21 protein-coding genes are annotated in these 22,813 nt (G+C 45.0%); 6 read left to right on the top strand and 15 right to left on the bottom strand.

The features are described 5' to 3' along the window. Positions 1-80 precede the first annotated feature (80 nt). Positions 81-539: a LytTR family DNA-binding domain-containing protein gene (locus tag A3GY_RS0105820; RefSeq protein WP_018030475.1), complete on the top strand. Its 459-nt coding sequence runs from the start codon at positions 81-83 to the stop codon at positions 537-539. Then, positions 526-987, top strand: coding sequence for a DUF3021 domain-containing protein (locus tag A3GY_RS0105815; RefSeq protein ID WP_018030474.1), 462 nt, complete (start codon positions 526-528; stop codon positions 985-987). Before A3GY_RS0105820 ends, A3GY_RS0105815 begins: the two co-directional genes overlap by 14 nt. Before the next feature lie 60 nt (positions 988-1,047). Here the strand turns inward: A3GY_RS0105815 and A3GY_RS0105810 are convergent, their stop codons facing one another. From A3GY_RS0105810 to mutL, 8 genes are all read right to left on the bottom strand, one after another. Then, a complete protein-coding gene (locus tag A3GY_RS0105810) occupies positions 1,048-1,674 on the bottom strand; it encodes an SP0191 family lipoprotein (protein ID WP_018030473.1) in 627 nt (208 codons plus the stop codon). Positions 1,675-1,691: 17 nt separating this feature from the next. Further along, positions 1,692-2,120, bottom strand: a complete 429-nt coding sequence (locus A3GY_RS0105805; protein ID WP_018030472.1) for a hypothetical protein — start codon at positions 2,118-2,120, stop codon at positions 1,692-1,694. A 112-nt stretch (positions 2,121-2,232) separates the two neighbouring features. Continuing rightward, positions 2,233-2,631 carry a transcriptional regulator Spx gene (spx, locus tag A3GY_RS0105800; protein WP_018030471.1) on the bottom strand — a complete coding sequence of 133 codons (399 nt, stop codon included), beginning with the start codon at positions 2,629-2,631 and terminating at the stop codon, positions 2,233-2,235. Positions 2,632-2,712: 81 nt separating this feature from the next. Then, entirely contained in the window at positions 2,713-3,864 is a 1,152-nt protein-coding gene (recA, locus tag A3GY_RS0105795) for a recombinase RecA (RefSeq protein ID WP_018030470.1), read from the bottom strand. Between the two features lie 40 nt (positions 3,865-3,904). Continuing rightward, on the bottom strand, positions 3,905-5,161 hold the full coding sequence (locus A3GY_RS0105790; RefSeq protein ID WP_018030469.1) for a competence/damage-inducible protein A: 1,257 nt from the start codon (positions 5,159-5,161) through the stop codon (positions 3,905-3,907). A gap of 161 nt (positions 5,162-5,322) precedes the next feature. Beyond that, a complete protein-coding gene (locus tag A3GY_RS0105785; protein WP_018030468.1) occupies positions 5,323-5,880 on the bottom strand; it encodes a DNA-3-methyladenine glycosylase I in 558 nt (185 codons plus the stop codon). A gap of 28 nt (positions 5,881-5,908) precedes the next feature. Beyond that, complete coding sequence (ruvA, locus tag A3GY_RS0105780; RefSeq protein ID WP_018030467.1) at positions 5,909-6,499, bottom strand: Holliday junction branch migration protein RuvA; 591 nt, start codon at positions 6,497-6,499, stop codon at positions 5,909-5,911. Between the two features lie 102 nt (positions 6,500-6,601). After that, positions 6,602-8,557: a DNA mismatch repair endonuclease MutL gene (mutL, locus tag A3GY_RS0105775; RefSeq protein ID WP_018030466.1), complete on the bottom strand. Its 1,956-nt coding sequence runs from the start codon at positions 8,555-8,557 to the stop codon at positions 6,602-6,604. 186 nt (positions 8,558-8,743) lie between these two features. Here mutL and ertB point away from each other — a divergent pair, with 186 nt between their 5' ends. From ertB to A3GY_RS0105760, 3 genes are read left to right on the top strand one after another with little or no spacing between them, the layout of a single operon-like run. Next, a complete protein-coding gene (gene ertB, locus A3GY_RS0105770; RefSeq protein ID WP_018030465.1) occupies positions 8,744-10,381 on the top strand; it encodes a thiourocanate hydratase in 1,638 nt (545 codons plus the stop codon). Between the two features lie 11 nt (positions 10,382-10,392). Continuing rightward, positions 10,393-11,502, top strand: coding sequence for a thiohydantoin desulfurase (ertC, locus tag A3GY_RS0105765; protein WP_018030464.1), 1,110 nt, complete (start codon positions 10,393-10,395; stop codon positions 11,500-11,502). After that, a complete protein-coding gene (locus tag A3GY_RS0105760) occupies positions 11,503-12,999 on the top strand; it encodes an aromatic amino acid ammonia-lyase (RefSeq protein ID WP_018030463.1) in 1,497 nt (498 codons plus the stop codon). 70 nt (positions 13,000-13,069) lie between these two features. On the opposite strand, the gene mutS is transcribed toward A3GY_RS0105760, so the two are convergent. The 3 genes from mutS to argR are packed head-to-tail and all read right to left on the bottom strand — an operon-like array spanning position 13,070 to position 16,393. Next, positions 13,070-15,619, bottom strand: a complete 2,550-nt coding sequence (gene mutS, locus A3GY_RS0105755; protein ID WP_018030462.1) for a DNA mismatch repair protein MutS — start codon at positions 15,617-15,619, stop codon at positions 13,070-13,072. Further along, positions 15,609-15,959 carry a YlbF family regulator gene (locus A3GY_RS0105750; protein WP_026161948.1) on the bottom strand — a complete coding sequence of 117 codons (351 nt, stop codon included), beginning with the start codon at positions 15,957-15,959 and terminating at the stop codon, positions 15,609-15,611. Before A3GY_RS0105750 ends, mutS begins: the two co-directional genes overlap by 11 nt. Then, positions 15,956-16,393 carry an arginine repressor gene (gene argR, locus A3GY_RS0105745; protein ID WP_018030460.1) on the bottom strand — a complete coding sequence of 146 codons (438 nt, stop codon included), beginning with the start codon at positions 16,391-16,393 and terminating at the stop codon, positions 15,956-15,958. Before argR ends, A3GY_RS0105750 begins: the two co-directional genes overlap by 4 nt. Before the next feature lie 164 nt (positions 16,394-16,557). Here argR and argS point away from each other — a divergent pair, with 164 nt between their 5' ends. Beyond that, on the top strand, positions 16,558-18,249 hold the full coding sequence (gene argS / locus A3GY_RS0105740) for an arginine--tRNA ligase (protein ID WP_018030459.1): 1,692 nt from the start codon (positions 16,558-16,560) through the stop codon (positions 18,247-18,249). A 39-nt stretch (positions 18,250-18,288) separates the two neighbouring features. Here argS and A3GY_RS0105735 read toward each other — a convergent pair whose 3' ends face one another. From A3GY_RS0105735 to aspS, 4 genes are read right to left on the bottom strand one after another with little or no spacing between them, the layout of a single operon-like run. After that, positions 18,289-19,164 carry a YitT family protein gene (locus A3GY_RS0105735; RefSeq protein ID WP_018030458.1) on the bottom strand — a complete coding sequence of 292 codons (876 nt, stop codon included), beginning with the start codon at positions 19,162-19,164 and terminating at the stop codon, positions 18,289-18,291. A gap of 36 nt (positions 19,165-19,200) precedes the next feature. Beyond that, on the bottom strand, positions 19,201-20,073 hold the full coding sequence (locus A3GY_RS0105730; protein ID WP_018030457.1) for a YitT family protein: 873 nt from the start codon (positions 20,071-20,073) through the stop codon (positions 19,201-19,203). 23 nt (positions 20,074-20,096) lie between these two features. Continuing rightward, positions 20,097-21,038 (bottom strand): YitT family protein, encoded by a 942-nt coding sequence (locus A3GY_RS0105725; protein ID WP_018030456.1) that lies wholly within the window; start codon positions 21,036-21,038, stop codon positions 20,097-20,099. Continuing rightward, positions 21,031-22,779 carry an aspartate--tRNA ligase gene (gene aspS / locus A3GY_RS0105720; RefSeq protein WP_018030455.1) on the bottom strand — a complete coding sequence of 583 codons (1,749 nt, stop codon included), beginning with the start codon at positions 22,777-22,779 and terminating at the stop codon, positions 21,031-21,033. The genes A3GY_RS0105725 and aspS overlap by 8 nt, the downstream gene beginning before the upstream one ends. Positions 22,780-22,813 lie beyond the last annotated feature (34 nt).

Genomic DNA, 22,813 nt, shown 5'->3' with positions numbered 1-22,813 from the left:
CGCCCAAGTATACCAATTATTCCCAAAGACTGGTTTTTTCAGAGATCTTTTTATACACTAAGGGTGGAAAGGGGGATACCATGAAACTTGAACTCATTAAAGATCTCAGCCTGACAGAAAATATCGCCAAGATATTCTATCAAACATTGGATCTTGAAACTCAGGAAGTCATTGACGTGATTGAAAAGAACAGGCGGTATCTTCATGGCTTTCAGGACAAGCGCCTCTATCTGATTGACCCTAGGAAAGTCTTACGTATCTTTTCGGAAAATAAGGCTGTTTTTATTGAAACGAAGGATGGCATTTTCAAAAGTAGACACCGGCTTTATCATTTTGAAGAGATGTTGGATCAATACTTTATTAAAATTTCACAAGGTGAGCTCGTTAATATAAGGGCTATCCGAGAACTGAACATGAGCCTTCCAGGAAACATAGAGGTGGTTTTATCAAATGGTCAGCGGAGTTTTGTAGCCAGACGACGTCTAAAGGCCTTTAAAAAAGCCTTGCAAATCGGAGGAAAACGCTATGAAAATACTTAAAACTATTATCATCTCTGCCATTATCGGCTTGGGAATCGGAAATCTTCTCAATCTCAGCCTCTCACTCATTGGGGGCTATGCCTATCAGCCTGGTGTCCCAACTTTTCTGAATCAGTTCGACAGCTTCAACCAAGCCGTCTTGATCGAATTTATACTCTATGCTGCATTAGGGATATGCCAAGGATTAGCTAGGTATATTTTTCAGATTGAGAAAAGGAGTATCGCCACCACCATTCTCTCTCACTACGGTCTCATTATGCTGCCCTTAGTCGTTGTTGGAGCCTACCTCCACTGGTTTCCTTTCCACCTCTGGGGAATTGCTGGATTTCTCTTGATAGCCAGTCTCCTTTATTTAGGCATCGGCTTCTTTCTCTATACCAGCAGTAAAAAGGATGTTGAGACAATTAATGCCTTTTTGAAAAAACAAGCTACACAGCTACACAAATAAGAGTTTCCATTAAAAAACCGAACACTGGCTGATGTTCGGCTTTTTTGTCATTTTCTTTAATTAAGAGGCTTTTTTAGCACCTTGCAATTTCAGCTGGGCAATGTAAAGACTAGGGCTTAAGTCCGTCACAATAGACATATCCCCAAAACTGCCGCCAACTGCTGATAAAGCCTTTTTATCCAAGGTTGCCATATCAAAGCTTATATTAACCTTGACTTCGTAGTTCTCTGTCAAATCAACGTTCAGAGTAACTCCTTTGACACTTTTCAACGTCTTGATATCTTCATTTTCATTCATTTTTTCGACAATAATCGCACGCGCCTCATCCAGAGGATAAGTTTGAGCATTGGCTTTATTGGTCTCATCTAGAGGCTGAACAACTTCCATCTTGATGGTGATAAACTTATCACCCTGATAAGTCAAGGTGTGACTATGCGTTTGTGTCGGCGCCCCAGACTTCGTATCATACTGATAAGTGTAAGTCTCTGTCACAACCGCTTCTGTCTTCGTAGTGGTCTCTTCTTCTGTTTGTGTTGTGACTTCCTGACTAGAAGTCGTCTTTTCCTTCTTTGATGCGCTGGTTTTTTCAGTCTCCGAATCCAGCTTGCTGAGATTTTGCAAAGGGGAGTTTGCACAAGCCGTTAGCAGCAAACTTGCCAACAAGAGTCCCATAACTTTCTTTTTCATCCGTTCCTCCAAGGCCTTTATTTCTTCTTCCGCTTAGGCAAAGCAAATAATAGGATAATAAGCAGGACAATCCCTGCTAAAATACCAGAAAAAGGCATTGTCGGCACAAAAATAATACGCATCAAGCGATAAGGTGCGGTCACCGCATCTTGAAAGGGAACCCCTTGCCTAAGATCTAAAACCACAAAAGCACCGTAAGTCAAGACAAGAAAGACAAATAGGTAGCGAATAAAGCTGAGAAGCACCAGCCACCAGCCTCTCAATCTGGTCCTAGAAAACAGAACCATGGCGGTCGTTAAAAGGATAAAGGGAAGGATATCCAGCCACCTGTCAGGAAAGTTATAAAACAAGGCTAAACACACTAATAAGGCGATAAAGGCACCAATTTGGAAATATAACCAAAAAGGGGACCGTTTTTTCGTTTCTTTTTGCTCACTTCTTTTCATTTTCATTTCTCCTTAGCATCCAGTATATCATAAAAGGAGGCTAAGGATAAGAAGATTTTTCCATTTCAAGCGTTAAGAAAAGAACCCTTCTGGGTTCTTTTCTTATAGTGTCTTAGAGAGCTGCCCGTAAACGAGCCTGAGCATTCTCAACATTTCGGATAGAACGCGGCAGGAAGGCTCTAATATCATCTTCCTTGTAGCCCACCTGAAGACGCTTATCATCAATCAAGATTGGGCTCTTCAGAATTCGCGGATTTTCTTGAATCAAATCAATCACTTCGCTGACACTTAAATCATCAATATTGCAGTTAAGTGCTTTGGCGTAGCGATTTTTAGATGAAACAATACTCTCAATACCGTTTTCTGTTTTAGATAAGATATTAAGAATTTCCTCCTTGGTCAAGGATTCTTTTCCTAGGTTTTGTTCTTTATATGGCAGTTGATGAGCATTTAGCCATGTTTTTGCTTTTTTACAGCTGGTACAACTTGAAATCGTATAAATTTTGATCATGTGCAAATCTCTCTTTCTTTACATGATACTAATATCATAACACAGCTCTTTTTAAAATAACTCGGTCTCGGGACCTATTTTTTAATCTTCCAGTTCGATAGCGTCCTCAAGGTCTAAGACAAGGTCTTCTTTTGCTGCAGTGTCAGCCTTTTGCACCTTTTCGTCTGAGATTGTTTCTGCCTGTGTCTCTTCAATCAGACCAAATTTGACACGCACTTTATGATCGATTTCGTCAAAGATTTCTGGATTATCTGCTAAGAATTTTTTAGCATTTTCTGATCCCTGACCAATTTTTTCACCCTTATAGGAATACCAAGCTCCTGCCTTCTGGATGATATCCTGTTCGCTGGCGATCTTAACCAGCTCACCTGTACGAGAAATCCCTTCGCCATACATAATTTCCACAAAAGCTTCTTTGAACGGAGGCGCAATCTTATTTTTGACCACTTTAATTTTGGTTTCTTTACCAATATTACTGTCTTTTTGATCGCCTGTTCCTTTAATCTGTGTGTTCCCGCGGACATCCAAACGAACTGAAGAGTAGAACTTAAGCGCTCGTCCCCCAGGAGTTGTTTCCGGATTCCCAAACATAATTCCTACTTTTTCACGCAGCTGGTTAATAAAAATAGCAATCGTCTTGGTTTTGTTGATAGAAGCAGACAGCTTGCGCATCGCCTGACTCATCATACGGGCCTGCAAACCAACATGACTGTCTCCAATGTCTCCGTCAATTTCTGCTCGGGGAACCAGAGCTGCGACTGAGTCAACGACAACAAGATCCACAGCGCCTGAGTCAATCAATTTTCCGGCAATTTCAAGCCCCTGCTCTCCTGAATCCGGCTGAGACAGCAACAATTCATCGATATTGACACCGAGAGCTGCGGCATAGGCTGGGTCAAGTGCATGCTCTGCGTCAATAAAGGCTGCGATGCCGCCATCCTTTTGCGCCTGAGCAACCGCATGAAGGGCAACAGTTGTTTTACCAGAACTTTCAGGGCCGTAAATTTCAATGATACGTCCTTTTGGATAGCCACCAGCACCTAGAGCGATATCAAGTGCCAAACTGCCCGAACTCATCACTTGAACCTTTTGTTCCGCCCGCTCTCCTAGGCGCATAACCGCTCCCTTACCAAAATCCTTTTCGATATTTTTTAAGGCGTCATCCAGCGCTTTCTTACGCTCATCACCAAACTTTTTGGTAACACCTTCTGTTTTTTTTACTTTTTTTGCCATGTCTTTCTCCTATTCTTTTATATAAAAGGCACTCCTACTATTATACTAAATTTTCCTTAGATAATAAAGCCTTGCGTACCAAATTAAAGGCGTGTAAAACCGCAATATAACGCACATCAGACCGGCTTCTGCCACCGATTTGAACTTTGACTGTTTGAGTTTTTCGACCAGTTGCTAGCCCGATAAAAACCGTGCCCGCCGGATGACCTTCTAAACTGTCAGGACCTGCCACACCTGTCAGTGAAACGGCTAAATCTGAGTCTGTCAATAGGCGCGCCTGCTCGGCCATTCTTCCGGCTGTAAAGCTGCTGACTACCCCCTGCTCCTCTAACGCTTGTAGGGGAATGCCCAACATTTTAGCTTTTTCTTCTATGCTGTAAGTCACAAAGCCGCCTTTGAAAACCTGAGAAGCTCCAGGAAAGTCGGCCAAACTTGCCTGAAAAAGGCCAGCTGTCAGACTTTCTGCAGCACTCAGCGTCAGCCCCTGTCTCTTCAAAAGGTCAAAAACAACCTCCCCTAAAGAAGTCTCATCTCCATAAGCATAAAAGAGAGCTTCTAAGGGGCTGCGACTGAGAATACGGGTTTCTAATTGATCCAGTTTATCATCAGCCGCTGCCTGGCTAGCAGCCTTGGTCGAGAGACGCAGAGTGACTTCCCCTGTTTTGGCATAGGGAGCAATGGTAGGATCTGTCTGCTCTTCAATAAGATCACTTAATATCGTCACGAGCTGGCTTTCGCCAATCCCAAAAAAGCGGAGGACTCTCGAATAAAGTTTGGTTGAATCCTTCGTAAGAAGCGGCAGCAAGTGTTGATTGACCATTGGTTTAAGTTCGCTTGGCGGCCCAGGCAGTACAACGTAGGTTACCCCTTCTGATTCAATCAGTCCGCCGACAGCCAGACCCGTAATATTCTGGATGGGCAAAGAGCCTTCGATAATTTGAGCCTGACACTCATTATTAGGAGTCCTTGCATATTGAGGTCTGGTTGCAAAGAAATCGTCCAGTTTTTGGCTGGCCAGGGGGTCAAAAACCAAAGGTTTTCCTAAAAATTTAGCCAGAGTCTGCTTTGTCAAATCATCTTCTGTCGGTCCCAGTCCGCCGCAAAGTATCACCAGATTACTCCGGCTCTTAGCAATCTCTAAAACCGATTGCAACCGTGCTTCATTGTCCCCAACAGCTGTCTGAAAATAGACATCAATGCCCAAAGCCGCCAATTTTTCTGATAAAAACTGGGCATTGGTATTGACAATCTGTCCTGTTAAAATTTCTGTTCCAACCGCGATAAGTTCTGCTTTCATTTTACCACCTAACTGTCTATTCGTAACTGCCACCATTTTATCACAAAAAATAGTCCTTTTTTAATTTAGCCACTATTTCTATCTCTGCGGGTCGGGTAAACTTGAGGCTATTTCTAAACCTATGATGTCAGATAAAAACCAGGTCTCAATGAGACCTGACTTTAAACTTCTTTAAACTCACAGCTGATTTCATGATCATTCACCAGACCTGCGGCTTGCAAATAAGAGTAGATACAAACTGGTCCAGTAAACTTGAAGCCTCTCCGTTTCATATCCTTGGATAACCTTTCAGACAAATCTGTCTTTGCCGGAGCCTTCTTATAATCCTTGACAGAATTGTCAAGCGGTGTAAAGTTTACCCAGGACCAAAGATAGGCATCAAAGGAGCCAAATTCTTCTTTAACTTTTAGAAAAGCTTGAGCATTGGTCCTGGTTGCGTAAATTTTGCCACGGTTGCGGACAATTGCCGGATTTTGCAGAATATCCTCCAACTCCTCGTCAGACATCACAGCAACCTTGTGATAATCATAATTGTCAAAAGCCTGCTTGAAGGCAGCCCGCTTATTGAGAATGGTTTCCCAAGAGAGGCCTGCCTGATAGGTCTCAAGGCAGAGCAACTCAAACAGAGCCTGCTCATCATGGAGGGGCTTGCCCCATTCATCATCATGATAAGCCACATATAAAGGGTTACTTTCTTTTACCCAGCCACAACGTTTCATAAAAGCCTCCTCAACACTCTGTCTGAGCTTACTTAATCAGCATTTTAAGTGCTGATTTGATATAGTTTTCCGTACTGTCAGTAGTTCCTTCAAAAAAGCGGCGAATCTTTTTCAGTTCACTGGCCTTATAACCGAGAGCCAAGAGGGCTTCCATCGCTTCCTCCAGATTCTGGTTGCCTTGTGACTGTGCCTTAGCTGCCTTGCTCTCTTCTGCTGAAAATTCTGCGAATTTCCCTGCCAAATCCAGAACCATCTGCTGGGCAGTCTTTTTGCCAATCTTGGGAAACTTCATCAGGTACTTAACATCACTTTTATCAATAGCCTCAACCAAACCGTCATTATCATCTGCCGCTATAATAGCCAAAGCCGAAGTGGGCCCGATACCCGTCACCGAAATCAGCTGAAGAAAGACGGCTTTCTCCTCTTCTGTGTGAAAGCCGTAGAGCAGCTGGGCATCTTCACGGACAACATGATGCAGGTAAATTTTAAGCTCCTGTTTAAGCTGGTCTGAGAAGCTGTAAGGGTTGGCAACATTGATGATGTACCCGAGTCCTCCGGCTTCCAAAACAATATACTTGGCTGTGATCTTGGTCAAAACACCTTTTAAATAATCGTACATATGAACTCCTTCTATCCTATTCAGTATAGCATATTTCTTGTCCTCTTTTGGCAAAGATTGTCTGGCGCCGATACACTAAAAAAGCTTTGGTGGACAAAGCTTTCAATATTTTCCTAAATCGCGCAGGCTCGTATGATTTTCTTGGATACGGCGGAACATCTTCTCCATATCAGATTTGGTGAAGTTGACTAAGACCGGACGGCCATGCGGACAGTTATAAGGGTTTTTACACTGAGCTAATTGTGTCAAAAGGTTTCTGGCCGAATAATCATCCAGACTATGATTGGCCTTAATGGAGCGTTTGCAGGACATCATAATAGCCAGCTCTGCTCGATAGGTTTTGATGGAAATGTCGTTCGTCAAGAGCAGCATATCACAAATTTCATAGATACCTGCTTCAATTTCCTCTTCTTTCATCCAGATGGGATGCTCTCTGAGGATGAAGGTGTTGTCTCCATACGGGTCTAGGTGGATTCCTACTTCTTTCAAGAGAGGCATTTTTTCCTGCAATGTCATGAAATCATTTCGAGGAAATTCAAAGAGATAGGGGACTAGCACCTGCTGTAAACTCGTGTCAACTTGACCAATGGCCTCTCTGTAGTATTCATACTTGACACGTTCCTGAGCAGCATGCTGATCAATAATATAAAGCCCCCCTTGTCCTTGAGCAAAGAGATAGGTCCCATGCATCTGTCCAAAATACTCCAATTCAGGAAAACTTGACCTTTCTTCATTTTCAAGCTCTCTAAGGAGTTTCCGTAATGTCGCCTGATGCTTAACATCAACGTCTGGATGATTAGCATCGGATGCCTCCTGATATTCTTGGAGACGGTTGGCTTTATGGTAGGCTGTCGGGCTGGTTGATGACAGGTCTTGGGAAGTCGGCAGGCTATTCTGCTCCTCTAAGACTGCAGGTGCCTCATCAACAATGGCATCTTTCATGAAAAAGTCTTGACGTTCCTTGTCGTAGTAAAGTGACTTTTCTTTGAGCGGCAAGCTGGTCTGTTCTGGCTTCGGACTACGCCGACCATTTGATTTTGCCAAATTTTCCAGCGCATCTGGGATAAGGCTCTTTGCCCTTAAGCTTTGAGCAATTGCTGAGCGGATAAGCGCCATGAGCTCTTTTTCTTTGGAAATACGGACTTCTTGCTTTGTCGGATGAACATTGACATCTGCCAGATAGGGGTCAATCTGGATATCAATCACAGCAATCGGAAAGCGGCCAACCATCAGCTTAGAGCCATAGCCTTCTAAAATCGCACGGTTAAGCAGGAAATTCTTAATGTATCGGCCATTGATCAAAAGCGTTATGTAATTGCGGTTAGCACGCGTCAATTCAGGCAGGCTAATATAGCCTGAGACTTCAAAATCAAGATCCGTCGCCGAGATTTCCACCATTTTTTTTGCGGTGTTGAGACCATAAATGCCTGCAATAGCCTGACGAAGATCCCCTGTTCCAGAGGTCTTGGTCAGCTGGCGGCCATCATTGATTAAGCTGAACGCAATCTCGGGGTGAGCCAGACTGAGACGATTGACAACATCAATAATGTGTCCGGTTTCTGCCTGTAGGCTTTTCATATACTTGAGCCTGGCAGGTGTATTAAAGAAAAGGTCTTCGACGGTAATTTTTGTGCCAGTCGGACTGGTTGCAACCTCTTCTTTTTCAATCTTACCTCCTTTGGCTAGAAGCAGGCTGCCGTGTTCTGAATCCGCGGTTGCAGTGACTATTTTAAGCTGGCTGACGGAAGCGATGGAAGGCAGGGCCTCTCCGCGAAAACCTAGGGTCCGAATCCTAAAAAGATCTGACTGATTTTTAATCTTACTGGTGGCGTGCCGACGCAAACTCATCGCCACATCTTCCTGTGCCATTCCATGGCCATTATCTGTTACCTGAATTTTTTGCAGGCCAGCTTGTTCCACCTCGATAGTAATTTGGCGGCTGCCTGCATCAATGGCATTTTCAACCAATTCTTTGACCACACTGGCCGGTCTTTCAATGACCTCTCCTGCCGCAATCTGATTGGCTAAAACTTCCGGTAGTTCTATAATTGTTGACATCATTTTTCCTCGCTCGAATGGGACTATTATACCATAAATGCCTAGGGAAGGCTGACTTGGAACACAAGGTTGGTTGGCTATTAATTTTTTTTATGGCTAGAGATAAAAAAATCTAATTATGCAACGTTTTTTATTGATGATAGCATTATAAGTATTAGCTCATGATTGAAATAAGGAGGATTAGGCATGATAACAGCACAGAGAGGGAGTCTGTTGAGGGCCAAGGGCTGGAGACAGGAAGGGCTCCTGCGGCTACTGGAAAATGTCTTGGAAAATGGGGAAGACCCAGAAAATCTCATCGTTTATGGGGCATTGGGAAAGGCGGCCAGAGACTGGTCTTCTTATCATGCCATTGTGGAGAGTCTGCTAAATCTGGAGGAGGATGAGAGTTTGATTGTTCAGTCTGGCAAGCCCATTGCTGTCTTGAAAACCCATCGGGATGCCCCTGTGGTCATTATGGCCAATTCAAATTTGGTTGGTCAGTGGGCAAGGCCAGATTATTTTTATGAATTATATGATAAAAACTTGATTACCTGGGGCGGTCTGACGGCCGGCGATTGGCAATATATCGGTTCTCAGGGTGTGATTCAAGGCACCTATGAGATTTTTCAATCCATTGCCAGACAGGCCTTTGGTGGCAGTCTCAAAGGGCGCTTTATCCTGTCAGCCGGTATGGGTGGCATGGGTGGTTCCCAACCCTTGGCCGGTAAACTGACGGGCGCTGCCATTTTGGTGGTGGATGTCAATGAAGACAACATTGATAAGCGCTTAGACCTGGGCTATGTTGACAAAAAGACGGCTGACTTGGACCAGGCTCTGGGCTGGATAGAAGAAGCCAGACAAAAAGGAGAGTCGCTTTCGGTGGCCTTGGTGGGCAATGCTGCTACGGTCTATCCGGACATTTTAGATAGGGGAATCGTGCCAGATATTGTCACCGATCAGACAGCGGCCCATGATTTGCTCTATGGCTATGTCCCAGAAGGTTTTAGTCTGGACCAGGTGGCCCAGTTAAGAGAGAATCAGCCCCAGGAGCTGGAAGAAGCTGCGGGCAAATCCATTGCTAAGGAAGTCTCGGCCATCCTAGCCTTTCAAGCCAAGGGTGCCCAGGTTTTCGACAATGGCAACAATATCCGCACCCAGGCCAAACGCTTTGGTATTGAGAATGCCTTTGATATTCCGGTTTTCACCGAGGCCTATCTCAGACCCTTGTTCGAGCGAGCTATTGGGCCTTTTCGCTGGATTGCCCTATCTGGTGAGGCCAAGGATATTGAAGTGATTGATCAGTATATTTTGGAGACCTTTCCTGACAATGACATCATCAGCAACTGGATCAAGTTGGCCAGGGAACATGTTCCCTTTCAAGGTTTGCCAGCCCGCATCGGTTGGTTGGGCCATGAGGAAAGAACCCAGCTGGCCTTAGCGGTCAATGATTTGGTGGCATCTGGTCAGCTTTCAGCCCCTATTGCCTTTACCAGAGACCATCTGGATGCAGGGGCCATGGCCCATCCTAATATCATGACAGAGAACTTAAAGGACGGCTCTGATGCGATTGCTGATTGGCCCTTGCTAAACGCCCTGATTGCATCGTCATCCAAGGCAGACTTGGTGGCCATTCATTCTGGTGGCGGGGGCTATACTGGCTTCATGCAGAGTGCAGGCATTACCCTGATTGCAGATGGGAGTCCTGAGGCGGCCGAGCGCATCAAACTAGCCATTACCAATGATACCAGTCTAGGGGTCCTCCGTTATGCGGATGCGGGCTATCAGGCTTCTCTGGATGAAATTGCAGAAAAGGGAATCCGTCATATTCAATTAGAAAAATAAGAAGGTAAGATATGGTTGTCAAAAAATTAAAACGCGAGGATGTTCTGGCTGCCTGTATAGGTGGCGCTGTTCTGGCTAGTGGCGGAGGTGGCTTTTATGAGCACGGCCTGGAAATGGGCTATGCCGCTGTTGCTATCAATGAGGTGCCCTTGCTAAGTCTGGATGAATTGGAAGAGGATGACATTGTCCTTACTCAGACGGCTATCGGAGCGCCAGCAGGAACCACTGACTGGCAGATGCTGGGCCGAGATTATATCAAGGCGGTGCAGCTGATTCTTGAGAAGCATCCCCATCCAGAAAAAATTAAGGGGCTGATGACGCCGCAAAACGGGAAATCCAGCTCCACCAATGGCTGGTTAGCAGCCGCAGCCCTAGGCTTGGCAGTGGTCGATGCAACAGGAGACCTCCGGGCCCACCCGACTGGGAAGATGGGCAACATGGGGGTAGCCAATGATCTCAGCTATCAAACCATTCAGGCAGTGTCTGGCGGACGGGAAGACACAGGCCGCCATATTGAACTGGCTGTGACAGGGACTTCTGCCTACACCTCTAAAATTTTACGAATTGCATCGGACCTATCAGGCGGCTTTATCGCTGCAGCCCGCAATCCCTTGAGCGTTTCCTACCTCAAGGAACATGCGGTGGTCGGCGGCCTTTCTTATGCTCTTGATTTGGGCTATGAAATCCTGTCCCATCAAGGGAAATCTGGTCCTGAGATTATTGAACAAATCGCCGCCTTTACATCAGGTGAGATTTTGGGAACAGGCAAGGTCATCAAAAAGGACATCATCTACACGGATGAGGCCTTTGACATTGGTCAGGTCCATATCAAGGTCGGTCGCAGCACCCTAATCGTGCACGTCCAAAATGAATACATGGCCGTCGATACCAAGTCTGGCAAGCGTCTGGCAACGTATCCTGATGTGATTAGTCTCTTTCGGACAGCAGATGCCCATCCCTTGAGTACCAATGAGATTGAACTGGACCAAGAGGTAACGCTCTTTAAGATTGATAAGAGCCAATTTCCACTCAGCTCAGGTGTGACAGACCCGTCTGTCTATCCAGAAGTGGAGGAAGCTCTGGGCATTGACCTTTATCGGCATGCCTTTCGGGGTAACTAAATGGAGCTGACAGGTTATAATTTGACACTTGACGCCCTCAAAGCGATTGTTGACGGAAAGGAAAAAGTGTCCATCAGTCCCCAAGCCAAAGCCAGTATGGCGAAGGCCCGTCAAATTGTCCTAGCAGCTGTCGATAGTGACGAGGCTATTTACGGCTTAAATACCAGTGTGGGGAAAAATAAAGACATCCGTATTCCCAAAAGTGAATTGGAGGATTTCAACCGCCAACTGATCTACGCTCATTGTGTGGGAATAGAGCCTGAGCTATCCATTGAAAAGGTTCGTGCGGCTATGCTGATTAGACTGAATGGGCTTATCAAAGGCTACGCCGGTGTCCAAATTGAAATGGCTGATTTGCTGGTTGATTTCCTGAATTATGGCGTCACCCCAGTTGTCAATGGCAGGGGATCTGTCGGCGAGGGAGATATCGGTATCCTCTCTTATATTGGCCTTGGCTTAATCGGAGAAGGACTCATTGATTATCAAGGGGAACGCTATCAAGCCGCTGACGTTTTTCAAAAACTCGGACTGAAGCCCATTCGCCTCTATGCCAAGGATGGATTGGGAATTATTAGCTCCAATGCTGTCAGTTTCTCCAAAATCTGCCTTTTGATCAAGCAGTTGGAAAATCTTTTAAAATGGTTTGATCTGGCCTATGCCCTTTCCTTAGAAGCTTTAAATGGCAATGTCACTCCCTTAGATGACAGTGTTCTTGCCAGCAAAAACTTGACCGGTCAGATTAAAAGTGCCCTTCATATTAAAACCTTTTTAAAAGGCAGTTATCTCTTGAAAAAACAGAGCAGGACTGTCCAGGACCCTTTAAGCTTTCGAAACGTCCCTTTAATCCACGGGGCTGTCTATGACTGCCTCCTCCACACCAAAGACCTCATTTTTCAGGAACTTCAGGCCTCTGATGATAATCCAATGGTTGATATCGCCAATAAGCGTGTGATTTCGACACCCAACTTTGAGACCCTAAGCATCAGCCTTTCCGTGGAGATGCTCAAGGTTGCTTTGAGTCATCTCTCCAGGGCCTCTGTTCAGCGGGTTATCAAATTGGGAAACCCTGATTTTACGACCTTAAGTCGATTTTTAAGGGCAAATGACAAGCAATACTTTGGTCTTCAGGCTCTGCAAAAAACAGCAGCCACCTTGGATATCGAAATTCACCACGCCTCTCAAATTTTATCCAATATTTCCTATCCCTTAGCAGGTGAGATGGAAGATCGACAAACCAATTTACCTCTGGTCATTCAAGAAGCGGAAGCCATCTTTGATAAGCTTTACGAGCTTCTTGCCATTGAACTGCTTTATGCCTGTCAGGCTATCTCGCTGAGATTTTCAGATAAAAAGCCTCTTGGCAAGGGGACGCAAGAAATCTATGATAGAATAGCGGGTAGATATGGTATTATCGAAGATGTTCATCAGCTTTACGCCATTGTCAATGGCATTTCTAAAGAACTCCGGGAGCAGCCCGTCCGTTTTACCTTTGAATAAACCTTCTAAGATTGCAAGGACATAAAAAAGACCGACAAATAACCGGTCTTTTTGAATGCTCCCTTTTAGTTTACAAAAGTTCCTTTAAGTCAAAGAGGGTATTCATCGCTTCACGCGGTGTCAGATTAGTCACATCAAGCTGTTTTAAGGTATTAAGAAGCTCTTGGTGGCTGTCCTCTACTGCAAAGAGCGACAGCTGTTCCTGACTGGCTTCTTTGGCGGATAAAGAGGCCTTTGCCTTAAGAGGAAGGTTCGCACCGCTGTTTTCTAAATCATAAAGAATCCGATCCGCCCGATTTAGCAAGGAACTTGGTAAGCCTGCAATTTTAGCCACATGAATCCCATAGGACTTATCCGCTGCCCCTTCTGCAATCTTATGGAGGAAGGTCACCTCCCCATCTTTTTCAAGGGTGGCCACATGGACATTGACAAGGTGTGTCAAGCTACTTGACAGCTCTGTCAACTCATGGTAATGTGTTGCAAACATCGTCTTAGCCCCGACCTCTTCATGAATATACTCAATAATAGCTTGAGCCAGTGCCATCCCATCATAAGTTGCTGTTCCTCGACCCAGCTCATCAAATAAAATCAGAGAGGACTGACTGGCCCGTTTGATGGCTTGGTTAGCCTCCATCATTTCTACCATAAAAGTTGACTGACCTGAAATCAAATCATCGGCAGCTCCAATCCGCGTAAAGATGGCATCAAAGAGAGGCAGTTCGACAGCTTCTGCTGCTACGAAAGAGCCCATCTGAGCCATAATGACGGTGAGGGCCAGCTGGCGCATATAGGTTGATTTCCCGCTCATGTTAGGACCTGTAATCAGCTGAATCATCGTCTCCGAATCTAAGCGAATGCTATTCGGAATATATTCTTGAACCCCCATGACTTTTTCAACAACAGCATGGCGGCCTTGAACAATCTCTATTTGATGCTTATGGTTAAAGCGAGGGCGCACATAGTGGTGCTTCTCAGCGACAACCGCCAGACTTTGAAGGACATCAACAGTTGCCAGCTGCTTGGCCAGTTCCTGAAGCCTCTGAATATAAGACTCCACGCTAGACCTGATACGCATGAAAATGTCATATTCCAGATTAGCTGATTCCTCACGCGCTTCTAGCATCTGGCCTTCAATTTTGGCCAGTTCAGCCGTTCCAAAACGCTCTGAGTTTTTTAGGGTCGCCTTTCTGAAAAAATACTCCGGGACAAGGGACAAATTGGAGTTGGTCACATGGAAATAATAACCATCTTTTCGATTGTAGTCAATCTTTAAAGTCGTTATGCCGCTCTTCTGCCGTTCTTTGGCTTCAATCTCGGCAATCCAGGACGTTCCTTCACGCATCACCTTGCGGTAGCTGTCTAGCTTTTCATCAAAACCCTCACGAATCAGCCCGCCTTCTGTAATGGACGCCGGAGCTTGGGGATCAATGGCGGCATTGATCAGCGCCGCTAAATCTGGAAGCGGGTCTATAGCCTGAATCAGCTTTTCAAGACTGGGACTGGCAAAATTTTCTAAAAGGCGCTTAATCAAGGGAACCTGATCCAGTGTCTGACCTAACTGCAGCAGGTCTTTTGGATTGGCCTTCCCAAAAGAAACCCTACTGGCCAAACGCTCAATATCGTAGACGCCCTTAAGACTTTCGGTTAAATCGCTGCGCTCAAAAAAGGCATCAAGGAAGACCTGAATGATTTCTTGCCTTTCCAAAATTTGGTCTTTGTTAACAAGAGGCCTGTCAATCCAAGTTCGCAGAAGCCGTGTCCCCATAGCGGTCTTTGTGTCATCCAAGAGCCAATAAAGACTCCCGTGTTTCTTGCCCGAACGGGCATTCTCAAGCAAATCAAGGCTGGACTTGGTTGCATAGGTCATCTGCAGGTAATCCTTGATTTCATAATGAACGGCCTTTTGCAGATGGCTCAATTCGCGCATTTGTGTCTGATGGATATATTGCAGTAATTTGGCGGCAGCTGAGTATTCCAACGCCTTTAAGCTATCATCTAAAAGCTGGCTTTCCTGACTTTTCTCCTCTTCATAAGACAAAAGAAGGTTCATCTTCTTACGCAAAACCGCTTCTTCTGCCTCAGTTGGTTTAAAGCCTAAAACCACTTCTTTTGCCTTGAGATTTTGGATCTCGCTGCAGACGGCAGCAAAGTCAGATAGACTGGTCACGTAAAATTCGCCCGTTGACAGGTCCATATAGGAGAGACCAAACTGCTGACCATCTGAATCAAGGGCAATCAGGAAGTTATTGGCTGCCTCAGGTTTGGTCGAATCCACAGCCGTTCCAGGTGTGATGACCTGAACCACCTCTCTCTTGACAACGCCAACGGCTTTTTTGGGGTCTTCCATCTGCTCGGCAATGGCCACCTTGTAGCCCATTTCCACCAATACATCAATATACTGCTGGGCGGAATGGTAAGGAACGCCAGCCATAGGGATAGGCTTATCAGCATTTTTATTACGGCTGGTTAAACTAATCTCTAAAAGCTGGGCGGCCTTAACAGCATCGTCGTAAAACAACTCATAAAAGTCTCCCATGCGAAACAGCAAAAAAGCATCTGGATAAGCCGCTTTGACATCCAAATATTGCTGCATTCCAGGAGAAATTTTGTCATTTGCCATGGTTCAACTCCTCGTTTATCCCTTCTTCTAGACGTTTCGTGATATAAGTCAGCAAATCACTGGCATCCTGTAATTTAGCACGGTAATCCTCAACAATGGGCTGGTTTTCGATGTCTTCTTGGATACGCGCCGCCTTCTCATCAGCTGCCTGATAAGCCTGAGATTTCTCGATTTTTTCAAACAGAACAGCATCCTGCTGGTAAGCTTTCATCCGGTGAATCTGATCTTGTAAATCCGGTAACTGTTGAACCTTCGTCTCGATGGCTTGATAGGCTCTGATACTCTCATGCTGCGCCAATAACTGGCACAACTGGTCTAATGTCTCCTCAAACGCTGTCATAGATTGGCCAATAAATCTGTTTCAAACTGGCTTGCGGCCATCTTATCCCTGCAAATAACCAGGAGGGTATCCGCACCAGCAACCGTGCCAAGAATCTCAGGCCGTCTTTCATCATCAATCAAATTGGCCAGAACATCTGCTTCTCCTAAATTGGTGTGACAGACTAGCATAAATTCCGCCCGAGAAACATGACGAATATAGCTGCGAATTTCTGAACTAAAAACCGAACTGCCAGTATCTGCCAAGCTGTAATAGAGTTTTCCTGATTCATTGCGCAGCTTCAAGAGCCCAATTTCCCGCAAATCTCTAGACAAGGTGGCTTGGGTTACGGAGATGCCCTGCGTTTCAAGATGTTGCTTGATTGCCTCTTGGGTACTGACCGGTGTCGACTGAATGAGGCGCTTAATCTGATTTTGACGTTCTTTTTTATTCATAAAAGTTCCTTATATGCATATTTATCCTTACCATTATAGCAAAAATGCCGAAAATGAACAGTATTTTCCTTTTTTATTCATTTTGAGCAGGATATTCCGCAGGCTTTTTGAGCAAGAAGGGAAAATTATGATAGAATAGAGTGATTACCATTTAGGAGTGAAGAATGAATCATAATGAATTAATCGCCGAAAAACTGGCTCAGGTCCTCCCTGACTTAAGTCAAACGGATCTTTTAAACCTGCTTGAAAAACCCAAAAATGCGGAAATGGGAGACCTTGCCTTTCCTGCTTTCACCCTAGCAAAAATACAGCGCAAGGCTCCTCAGGCCATTGCTGCTGAGATTGCTGAGACCATTGATCAAACTGGTTTGGAAAAAGTGGTCGCTGTTGGTCCTTACGTCAACTTTTTCCTTGATAAGAAACTCATCTCATCTCAAGTGTTAAAAGAAGTCATCCAGGATGGCTCAGCTTATGGCCAGCAGGACCTAGGACATGGCCGTAATGTTGCTATTGATATGTCCAGCCCCAATATCGCCAAACCCTTCTCCATCGGTCATTTACGCTCAACGGTCATTGGTGATGCCCTGTCAAATATTTTCCAAAAGATTGGCTACCAGACTGTTCGTATCAACCACCTTGGTGACTGGGGCAAACAATTTGGCATGCTGATTGTCGCTTATAAAAAGTGGGGGGATGAAGAAGCAGTCCGTCAGCATCCTATTGACGAATTGCTCAAACTCTATGTTCGTATCAATGCTGAGGCCGAACATCAGCCTGAACTGGATCAAGAAGCCCGTGAATGGTTCCGCAGACTTGAACAGGGTGACCCAGAAGCAACACAGCTTTGGCAGTGGTTTCGTGATGAAAGCCTTAACGAATTCAACCGTCTCTACCAGTCACTTGGAGTTGACTTTGACAGCTATCATGGCGAAGCTTTCTATAATGATAAAATGGACGAGGTCGTTGAGCTGCTTGATCAAAAAGGACTCCTCCAAGAATCGCAAGGCGCTTTGGTGGTCAACCTTGAAAAATATGGAATTGAGCACCCTGCCCTGATTAAAAAATCAGACGGTGCCACACTTTATATCACCCGCGACTTGGCTGCCGCTCTCTATCGTAAACGCCAATACGATTTCGCTAAGGCTCTTTATGTGGTTGGGCAGGAGCAATCGGCCCATTTTAAACAGCTAAAGGCCGTCCTAGCTGACATGGGCTACGATTGGAGCCAAGATTTGGAGCACGTTTCCTTTGGGCTCGTCACCAAAAACGGCAAAAAATTATCAACCCGCAAGGGCAATGTCATTCTCTTGGAGCCAACCATCTCGGAAGCTATCAGCCGTGCTCTAACACAAATCGATGCCAAAAATCCTGATCTGCCTCACAAAGAAGAGGTTGCCCAAGCTGTCGGTGTAGGAGCCATCAAGTTTTACGATCTCAAAACCGACCGCAACAATGGTTACGACTTTGATTTAGAGGCTATGGTTTCCTTCGAAGGAGAAACAGGCCCCTATGTCCAATACGCCCATGCCCGAATCCAATCAATTTTGCGAAAAGCAAACTTCAAGCCAGATTCTACGACGGCATATGCTTTAGATGACAGCGAAAGTTGGGAAATTATCAAACGTATTCAAGATTTCCCTCGGATTATTAAACGTGCTGCTGACCAGTTTGAACCGTCTATTATTGCCAAATTTGCAATCAGTCTGGCTCAGGCATTCAATAAATACTATGCGCATACCCGTATCCTGGATGACAGCTCAGAAAGAGAAAGCCGTCTGGCCCTCAGTTATGCTACCGCTGTCGTGTTAAAAGAAGCTCTGGCCCTTCTCGGCGTTCAGGCCCCAAATGAAATGTAAGACACAGTAAAAGACAAGATCCCTGAGTATCTTGTCTTTTTAAATTTTATCATAATTTTTTCGACGGATTTTGAAATCCGAACTGATGACCTCATCCACATCAATAATGGAAATAAAAGCGTCCGGATCAATATGAGCCAGAATAGCTTTAACTTCACGAACCTCTTGGGGATTCAGGACAACGTATAACACATTGTGATCGGTGCCTGAGTAAGCCCCCTGACCTTTCAGAAAAGTCACCCCGCGATTGATTTCCTTGAGAATAGCCTGGGCCGCTTCCTCTGAGCGGCGTGTAATAATCAGCATCCCGCGGATAGTATACCCTCCGTTTTGAACAATCGTCAGCACCTGACTGAAGACAAAGCTGGCAATCAGGGTGTAAAGCATGTGCTGCAAGTCAATATAAGACAAGGAAGCCAGCAAAACAAGCGCATCAATCAAAAGCAAGGTCTGGCCCAGTTTATAGCCCAGTTTTTCTTCAATCACGCGCCCGACAATATCTGTTCCACCAGTTGTAGCTCCGTAGCGAAAAACCAAACCGCAGCCCGCACCTGCAAAAAGCCCCGCCATAAAGGCCACCAGCATCATATCCTTTCCGAGTGAAACTTGAATGGGAAGAATCTGCCAAAGCCAAATAAAAATAGACATCAGAACCGTTCCATAAATCGTATAAGCCAAAGACTTTCTGCCTAAAATGGACATGCCTAAAATAAACAAGGGAATGTTCAAAAGAAGAGAGGAATAGGCAGGATTGATACCAAATAGGGAATGGATAATCAGGGTAATCCCCGAAATGCCACCTTCAGCTAAGTGATTGGTCATATTAAACTTAACAAATCCAAACGTATAAATAGCCACTCCGAGGGCAATCAAAATCAACTCTTTTATCCTAGTTCTTAACTCTTGCTGAAACATTTCTTCTCCTCTCAAGCCTTCACAAAAGCTATTTTTCTATGACTTTCGGTACTTACTTTTTGACATCCTATATTCGGGACTGATGACTTCGTCGATATTGAAAATAGAGACAAAAGCATCTGGATCTGCTTCACGAATCATACGCTTTGCTTCTCTGGCATCGGTCAGACTTAAAGCCACATACATGACGTTTTTCTCCCTGCCCGAATAGGCTCCTTCACCTTTCAAATAGGTCACTCCCCGACCCAGTTCCTCCATAATCAACGCTGAAATAGCGGCCGACTGATCTGAAATAATCATCATGCCACGAACAGCGTAACCACCATTTTGGATTAGATTAACCACCTGACTGTAAATAAAACTGGCAATCAGGGCGTACATCATTCGAGGCACAGTAATGTAGGTCAAAGACAAAAGCATGACAAAAATATCTATGCCTAACAGGGCCTGGTTCAGAGGAAGCCCCAGCTTTTCTTCGATAGCTCGCGCAATAATGTCAGAGCCTCCAATCGTCCCCCCAAAGCGAAAGACCAACCCTCCACCCAAACCGGCTATCAGACCAGAGACTAAAGAAATAACCAGCAGATCTTGTTCCAAGTCAACAACGAAGGGAATCTTCTGAAAAAGCCAAACAAAGAAATATAGGCAGACAATCCCCTCAAGGGTGTAAAGAATCGACTTCTTTCCAAAAAGATAAGCCCCCAAAAGGATGAGCGGCAGATTAATGGCATAACCTGAATAGCTAGGATTAATACCAAAAAGGGCATGAAAAACCAGCGTCAGACCGGCCAGACCATTGGCTGCAATTTGATTAGCCATATAAAAATAGACGAAACCAAAAGCATATATGGCTGCGCCTAAAGCGATAAAACAAATATCACGCACACGAAAGCTGTCCTTAACGTTCACGATTTTCTCCTAAAATAGAACCACTAATCTTCTTCCACAAATCGACCGATGATATGTACATTTTCGGCAACCGAAACAAAGGCCTTGGGATCAGTTTTTTTCATAAAATATTTGAAGTCGGCATACTCTGCCCGTGTGATGACGGTCAAAAGGATGGCTTTTTTCTCGTGATCATAGGTTCCTTCAGCCTCATTGATGCACGTTACCCCCCGATGCAACCGTCTATGAACCATTCGAATCACTTTTTCAGGCCGGCTGGTGATAATCATGGCCTGCATCTTCTTTTGCTTCGTATAGACCGCATCAGTCACCCTGCTGGAAACAAAAATGGTCACCATAGAGTAGAGGGCATACTGCCACCCAAACAAAAGGCCTGCAAAAACCATAATCACCCCATTAACAGCCAGCGAAATACTACCAACATCGCGGCCCGTTTTCTTGCGAATGGTCAGGCTGACAATGTCCGTTCCCCCACTGGAAATGTTATTTCTAAGCGCATAGCCAATGCCAAGCCCCATAACGAGACCTCCAAAAATAGCATTGATCAATGGATCAGGTGTCAGGGTTACCTGAGGAATAAACTGGATAAACAGCGAGCTAAAAGTGACCGTAATAAAAGTAAAAACAGTAAATTTATGGCCAATCTTATACCAGGCTAAAATAATCAGGGGAATGTTTATCAGATAAAAAGCCACCGCAACAGGAACCGAGAATCCCAGCAAACGATAACTAATCGCAGACAAGACCTGAGCCAGACCCGTTGCTCCGCTAGAATAAACGTGTCCTGGCTGAAAGAAAAAGTTAATGGCAATACTAGATAAAAGTCCATAAAGAATGGAAGCCGATATGCGTTCGGCATACTTTTCTCTCGAAATACTTCTAAGGGTATGAAAGAGGCCATATCGTTTAGCCTCTTTTGTTAGCAAATACCTGAATGTTTTTAAAAAAGTTGTCTTTCTAGTCATGGGTGTCAATCTCTAACGCCAACTCCTCCAGCTGCTGTTTTGCAACCAGACTTGGTGCCTCTGTCATGGGGTCGCTGGCCTTATTATTCTTCGGAAAGGCAATCACTTCTCGGATATTCTCCTTCCCTGCCAAAAGCATCACGAGCCGGTCAAGGCCAAGAGCTAGGCCTCCATGCGGCGGAAAACCATAATCCATCGCCTCTAAAAGAAAACCAAATTGTTCTCTGGCAGCTTCTGTGCTAAATCCAAGCGCCTTAAACATGCGCTCCTGAAGCTCTTTTTGGTTAATACGAAGACTTCCTCCGCCCAATTCATAGCCATTAAGGACAATATCATAAGCAACTGCCCGAACTTTACTGAGATCTCCCTCAAGCTCCTGCTGACTGTCAGCTGTTGGCAAGGTAAAGGGGTGATGAGCGCTCATATAGCGACCCTCTTCCTCCGACCATTCAAACATGGGCCAGTCAACAACCCAGAGGAAATTAAATTGGGAGGTATCAATAAGATTGAGTTCTTTCCCTAAGCGACTGCGAAGCGCTCCTAACGCATTGTTAGCTACTTCAAGGCTGTCGGCCACAAAGAACACTAGATCCTTCTCACCAAGCTGTAAAGAAGCTGTCAACTTATCTGAGATATCTGTCAAGAATTTGGCAATCGGCCCTGCCAGCGTATTGTCCGTATATTTAAGCCAAGCAAGTCCTTTGGCACCAAACTGCTTGACAAAGTCTGTCAACTTATCAATATCTTTTCGAGAATAGAGATCGGCAGCACCCTTGGCAACAACAGCCTTAACTGCAGGTGCCTGAGCAAAAACTTTGAAGTCTGTATCCTTTACAAGCGCTGTCAAGTCTTGTAAAGTCATGTCAAATCGTGTATCTGGCTTATCAGAGCCATAGTGATTCATAGCATCTTCATAGGTTATTCGAGGAAGGGGTAATGACAAGTCTATCCCTTTGGTTTCTTTCATTACTTGTGCCAGCAAGCCTTCTGTGATCGCTTGAATGTCTTCTTGATCCAAGAAAGAGGTCTCTAAATCAACCTGTGTAAACTCAGGCTGCCGATCTCCTCGCAAGTCCTCATCTCGGAAACATTTAACAATTTGATAGTAGCGGTCAAAACCAGCATTCATCAAGAGCTGCTTGGTAATCTGCGGACTCTGAGGCAGAGCGTAAAAATGCCCTTGACTAACCCGACTTGGTACCAAGTAATCACGAGCTCCCTCAGGCGTTGATTTCGTCAGCATAGGCGTTTCCACATCAATAAAATCTAAGGCATCCAAATAGTTTCGAATACTGTGTGTTACCTTAGCTCTCAGTTTAAAGTTGGCGAGCATTTCGGGACGTCGAAGATCTAGGTAGCGATAACGCAGCCGTGTATCATCGTTAACCTCGATACCATCCTTGATTTCAAAGGGAGTCGTCTTGGACGTACTCAAAATAGTGAGGTTTCTGACCTGTAATTCTACCTGACCCGTTGGCAGCTTATCATTGGCTTGATCGCGCTGAGCAACCAGCCCTGTCACCTCAATGACATATTCACTCCGTACTTTTTCAGCAGCCTCTACCGTCTGTTGATCAACTTGCTCTGGATTAATCACCAGCTGCATGACCCCTTCACGATCCCTTAAATCGATAAAAATCAGACCTCCGAGATCTCGGCGGCGGGATACCCAGCCTTTTAAGGTTAGTTCTTGACCCAGCTGTTCCAAACGCACAGAACCTGCATACATTGAACGTTTCATAGTTTTCCTTTTCTTTGCTTTATTTTCCTTGTAC

It is taken from the genome of Streptococcus ferus DSM 20646, from assembly GCF_000372425.1.
GTDB classification, from domain to species: domain Bacteria; phylum Bacillota; class Bacilli; order Lactobacillales; family Streptococcaceae; genus Streptococcus; species Streptococcus ferus.
This window is presented reverse-complemented; position numbering and strand designations above follow the sequence as displayed.

Bases quoted from the DNA above. Each gene is read 5' to 3' on its own strand.
- A3GY_RS0105820 (WP_018030475.1), top strand. From the start codon at position 81: ATGAAACTTGAACTCATTAAAGATCTCAGCCTGACAGAAAATATCGCC.
- A3GY_RS0105815 (WP_018030474.1), top strand. From the start codon at position 526: ATGAAAATACTTAAAACTATTATCATCTCTGCCATTATCGGCTTGGGA.
- A3GY_RS0105810 (WP_018030473.1), bottom strand. From the start codon at position 1,674: ATGAAAAAGAAAGTTATGGGACTCTTGTTGGCAAGTTTGCTGCTAACG.
- A3GY_RS0105805 (WP_018030472.1), bottom strand. From the start codon at position 2,120: ATGAAAAGAAGTGAGCAAAAAGAAACGAAAAAACGGTCCCCTTTTTGG.
- spx (WP_018030471.1), bottom strand. From the start codon at position 2,631: ATGATCAAAATTTATACGATTTCAAGTTGTACCAGCTGTAAAAAAGCA.
- recA (WP_018030470.1), bottom strand. From the start codon at position 3,864: ATGGCAAAAAAAGTAAAAAAAACAGAAGGTGTTACCAAAAAGTTTGGT.
- A3GY_RS0105790 (WP_018030469.1), bottom strand. From the start codon at position 5,161: ATGAAAGCAGAACTTATCGCGGTTGGAACAGAAATTTTAACAGGACAG.
- A3GY_RS0105785 (WP_018030468.1), bottom strand. From the start codon at position 5,880: ATGAAACGTTGTGGCTGGGTAAAAGAAAGTAACCCTTTATATGTGGCT.
- ruvA (WP_018030467.1), bottom strand. From the start codon at position 6,499: ATGTACGATTATTTAAAAGGTGTTTTGACCAAGATCACAGCCAAGTAT.
- mutL (WP_018030466.1), bottom strand. From the start codon at position 8,557: ATGTCAACAATTATAGAACTACCGGAAGTTTTAGCCAATCAGATTGCG.
- ertB (WP_018030465.1), top strand. From the start codon at position 8,744: ATGATAACAGCACAGAGAGGGAGTCTGTTGAGGGCCAAGGGCTGGAGA.
- ertC (WP_018030464.1), top strand. From the start codon at position 10,393: ATGGTTGTCAAAAAATTAAAACGCGAGGATGTTCTGGCTGCCTGTATA.
- A3GY_RS0105760 (WP_018030463.1), top strand. From the start codon at position 11,503: ATGGAGCTGACAGGTTATAATTTGACACTTGACGCCCTCAAAGCGATT.
- mutS (WP_018030462.1), bottom strand. From the start codon at position 15,619: ATGGCAAATGACAAAATTTCTCCTGGAATGCAGCAATATTTGGATGTC.
- A3GY_RS0105750 (WP_026161948.1), bottom strand. From the start codon at position 15,959: ATGACAGCGTTTGAGGAGACATTAGACCAGTTGTGCCAGTTATTGGCG.
- argR (WP_018030460.1), bottom strand. From the start codon at position 16,393: ATGAATAAAAAAGAACGTCAAAATCAGATTAAGCGCCTCATTCAGTCG.
- argS (WP_018030459.1), top strand. From the start codon at position 16,558: ATGAATCATAATGAATTAATCGCCGAAAAACTGGCTCAGGTCCTCCCT.
- A3GY_RS0105735 (WP_018030458.1), bottom strand. From the start codon at position 19,164: ATGTTTCAGCAAGAGTTAAGAACTAGGATAAAAGAGTTGATTTTGATT.
- A3GY_RS0105725 (WP_018030456.1), bottom strand. From the start codon at position 21,038: ATGACTAGAAAGACAACTTTTTTAAAAACATTCAGGTATTTGCTAACA.
- aspS (WP_018030455.1), bottom strand. From the start codon at position 22,779: ATGAAACGTTCAATGTATGCAGGTTCTGTGCGTTTGGAACAGCTGGGT.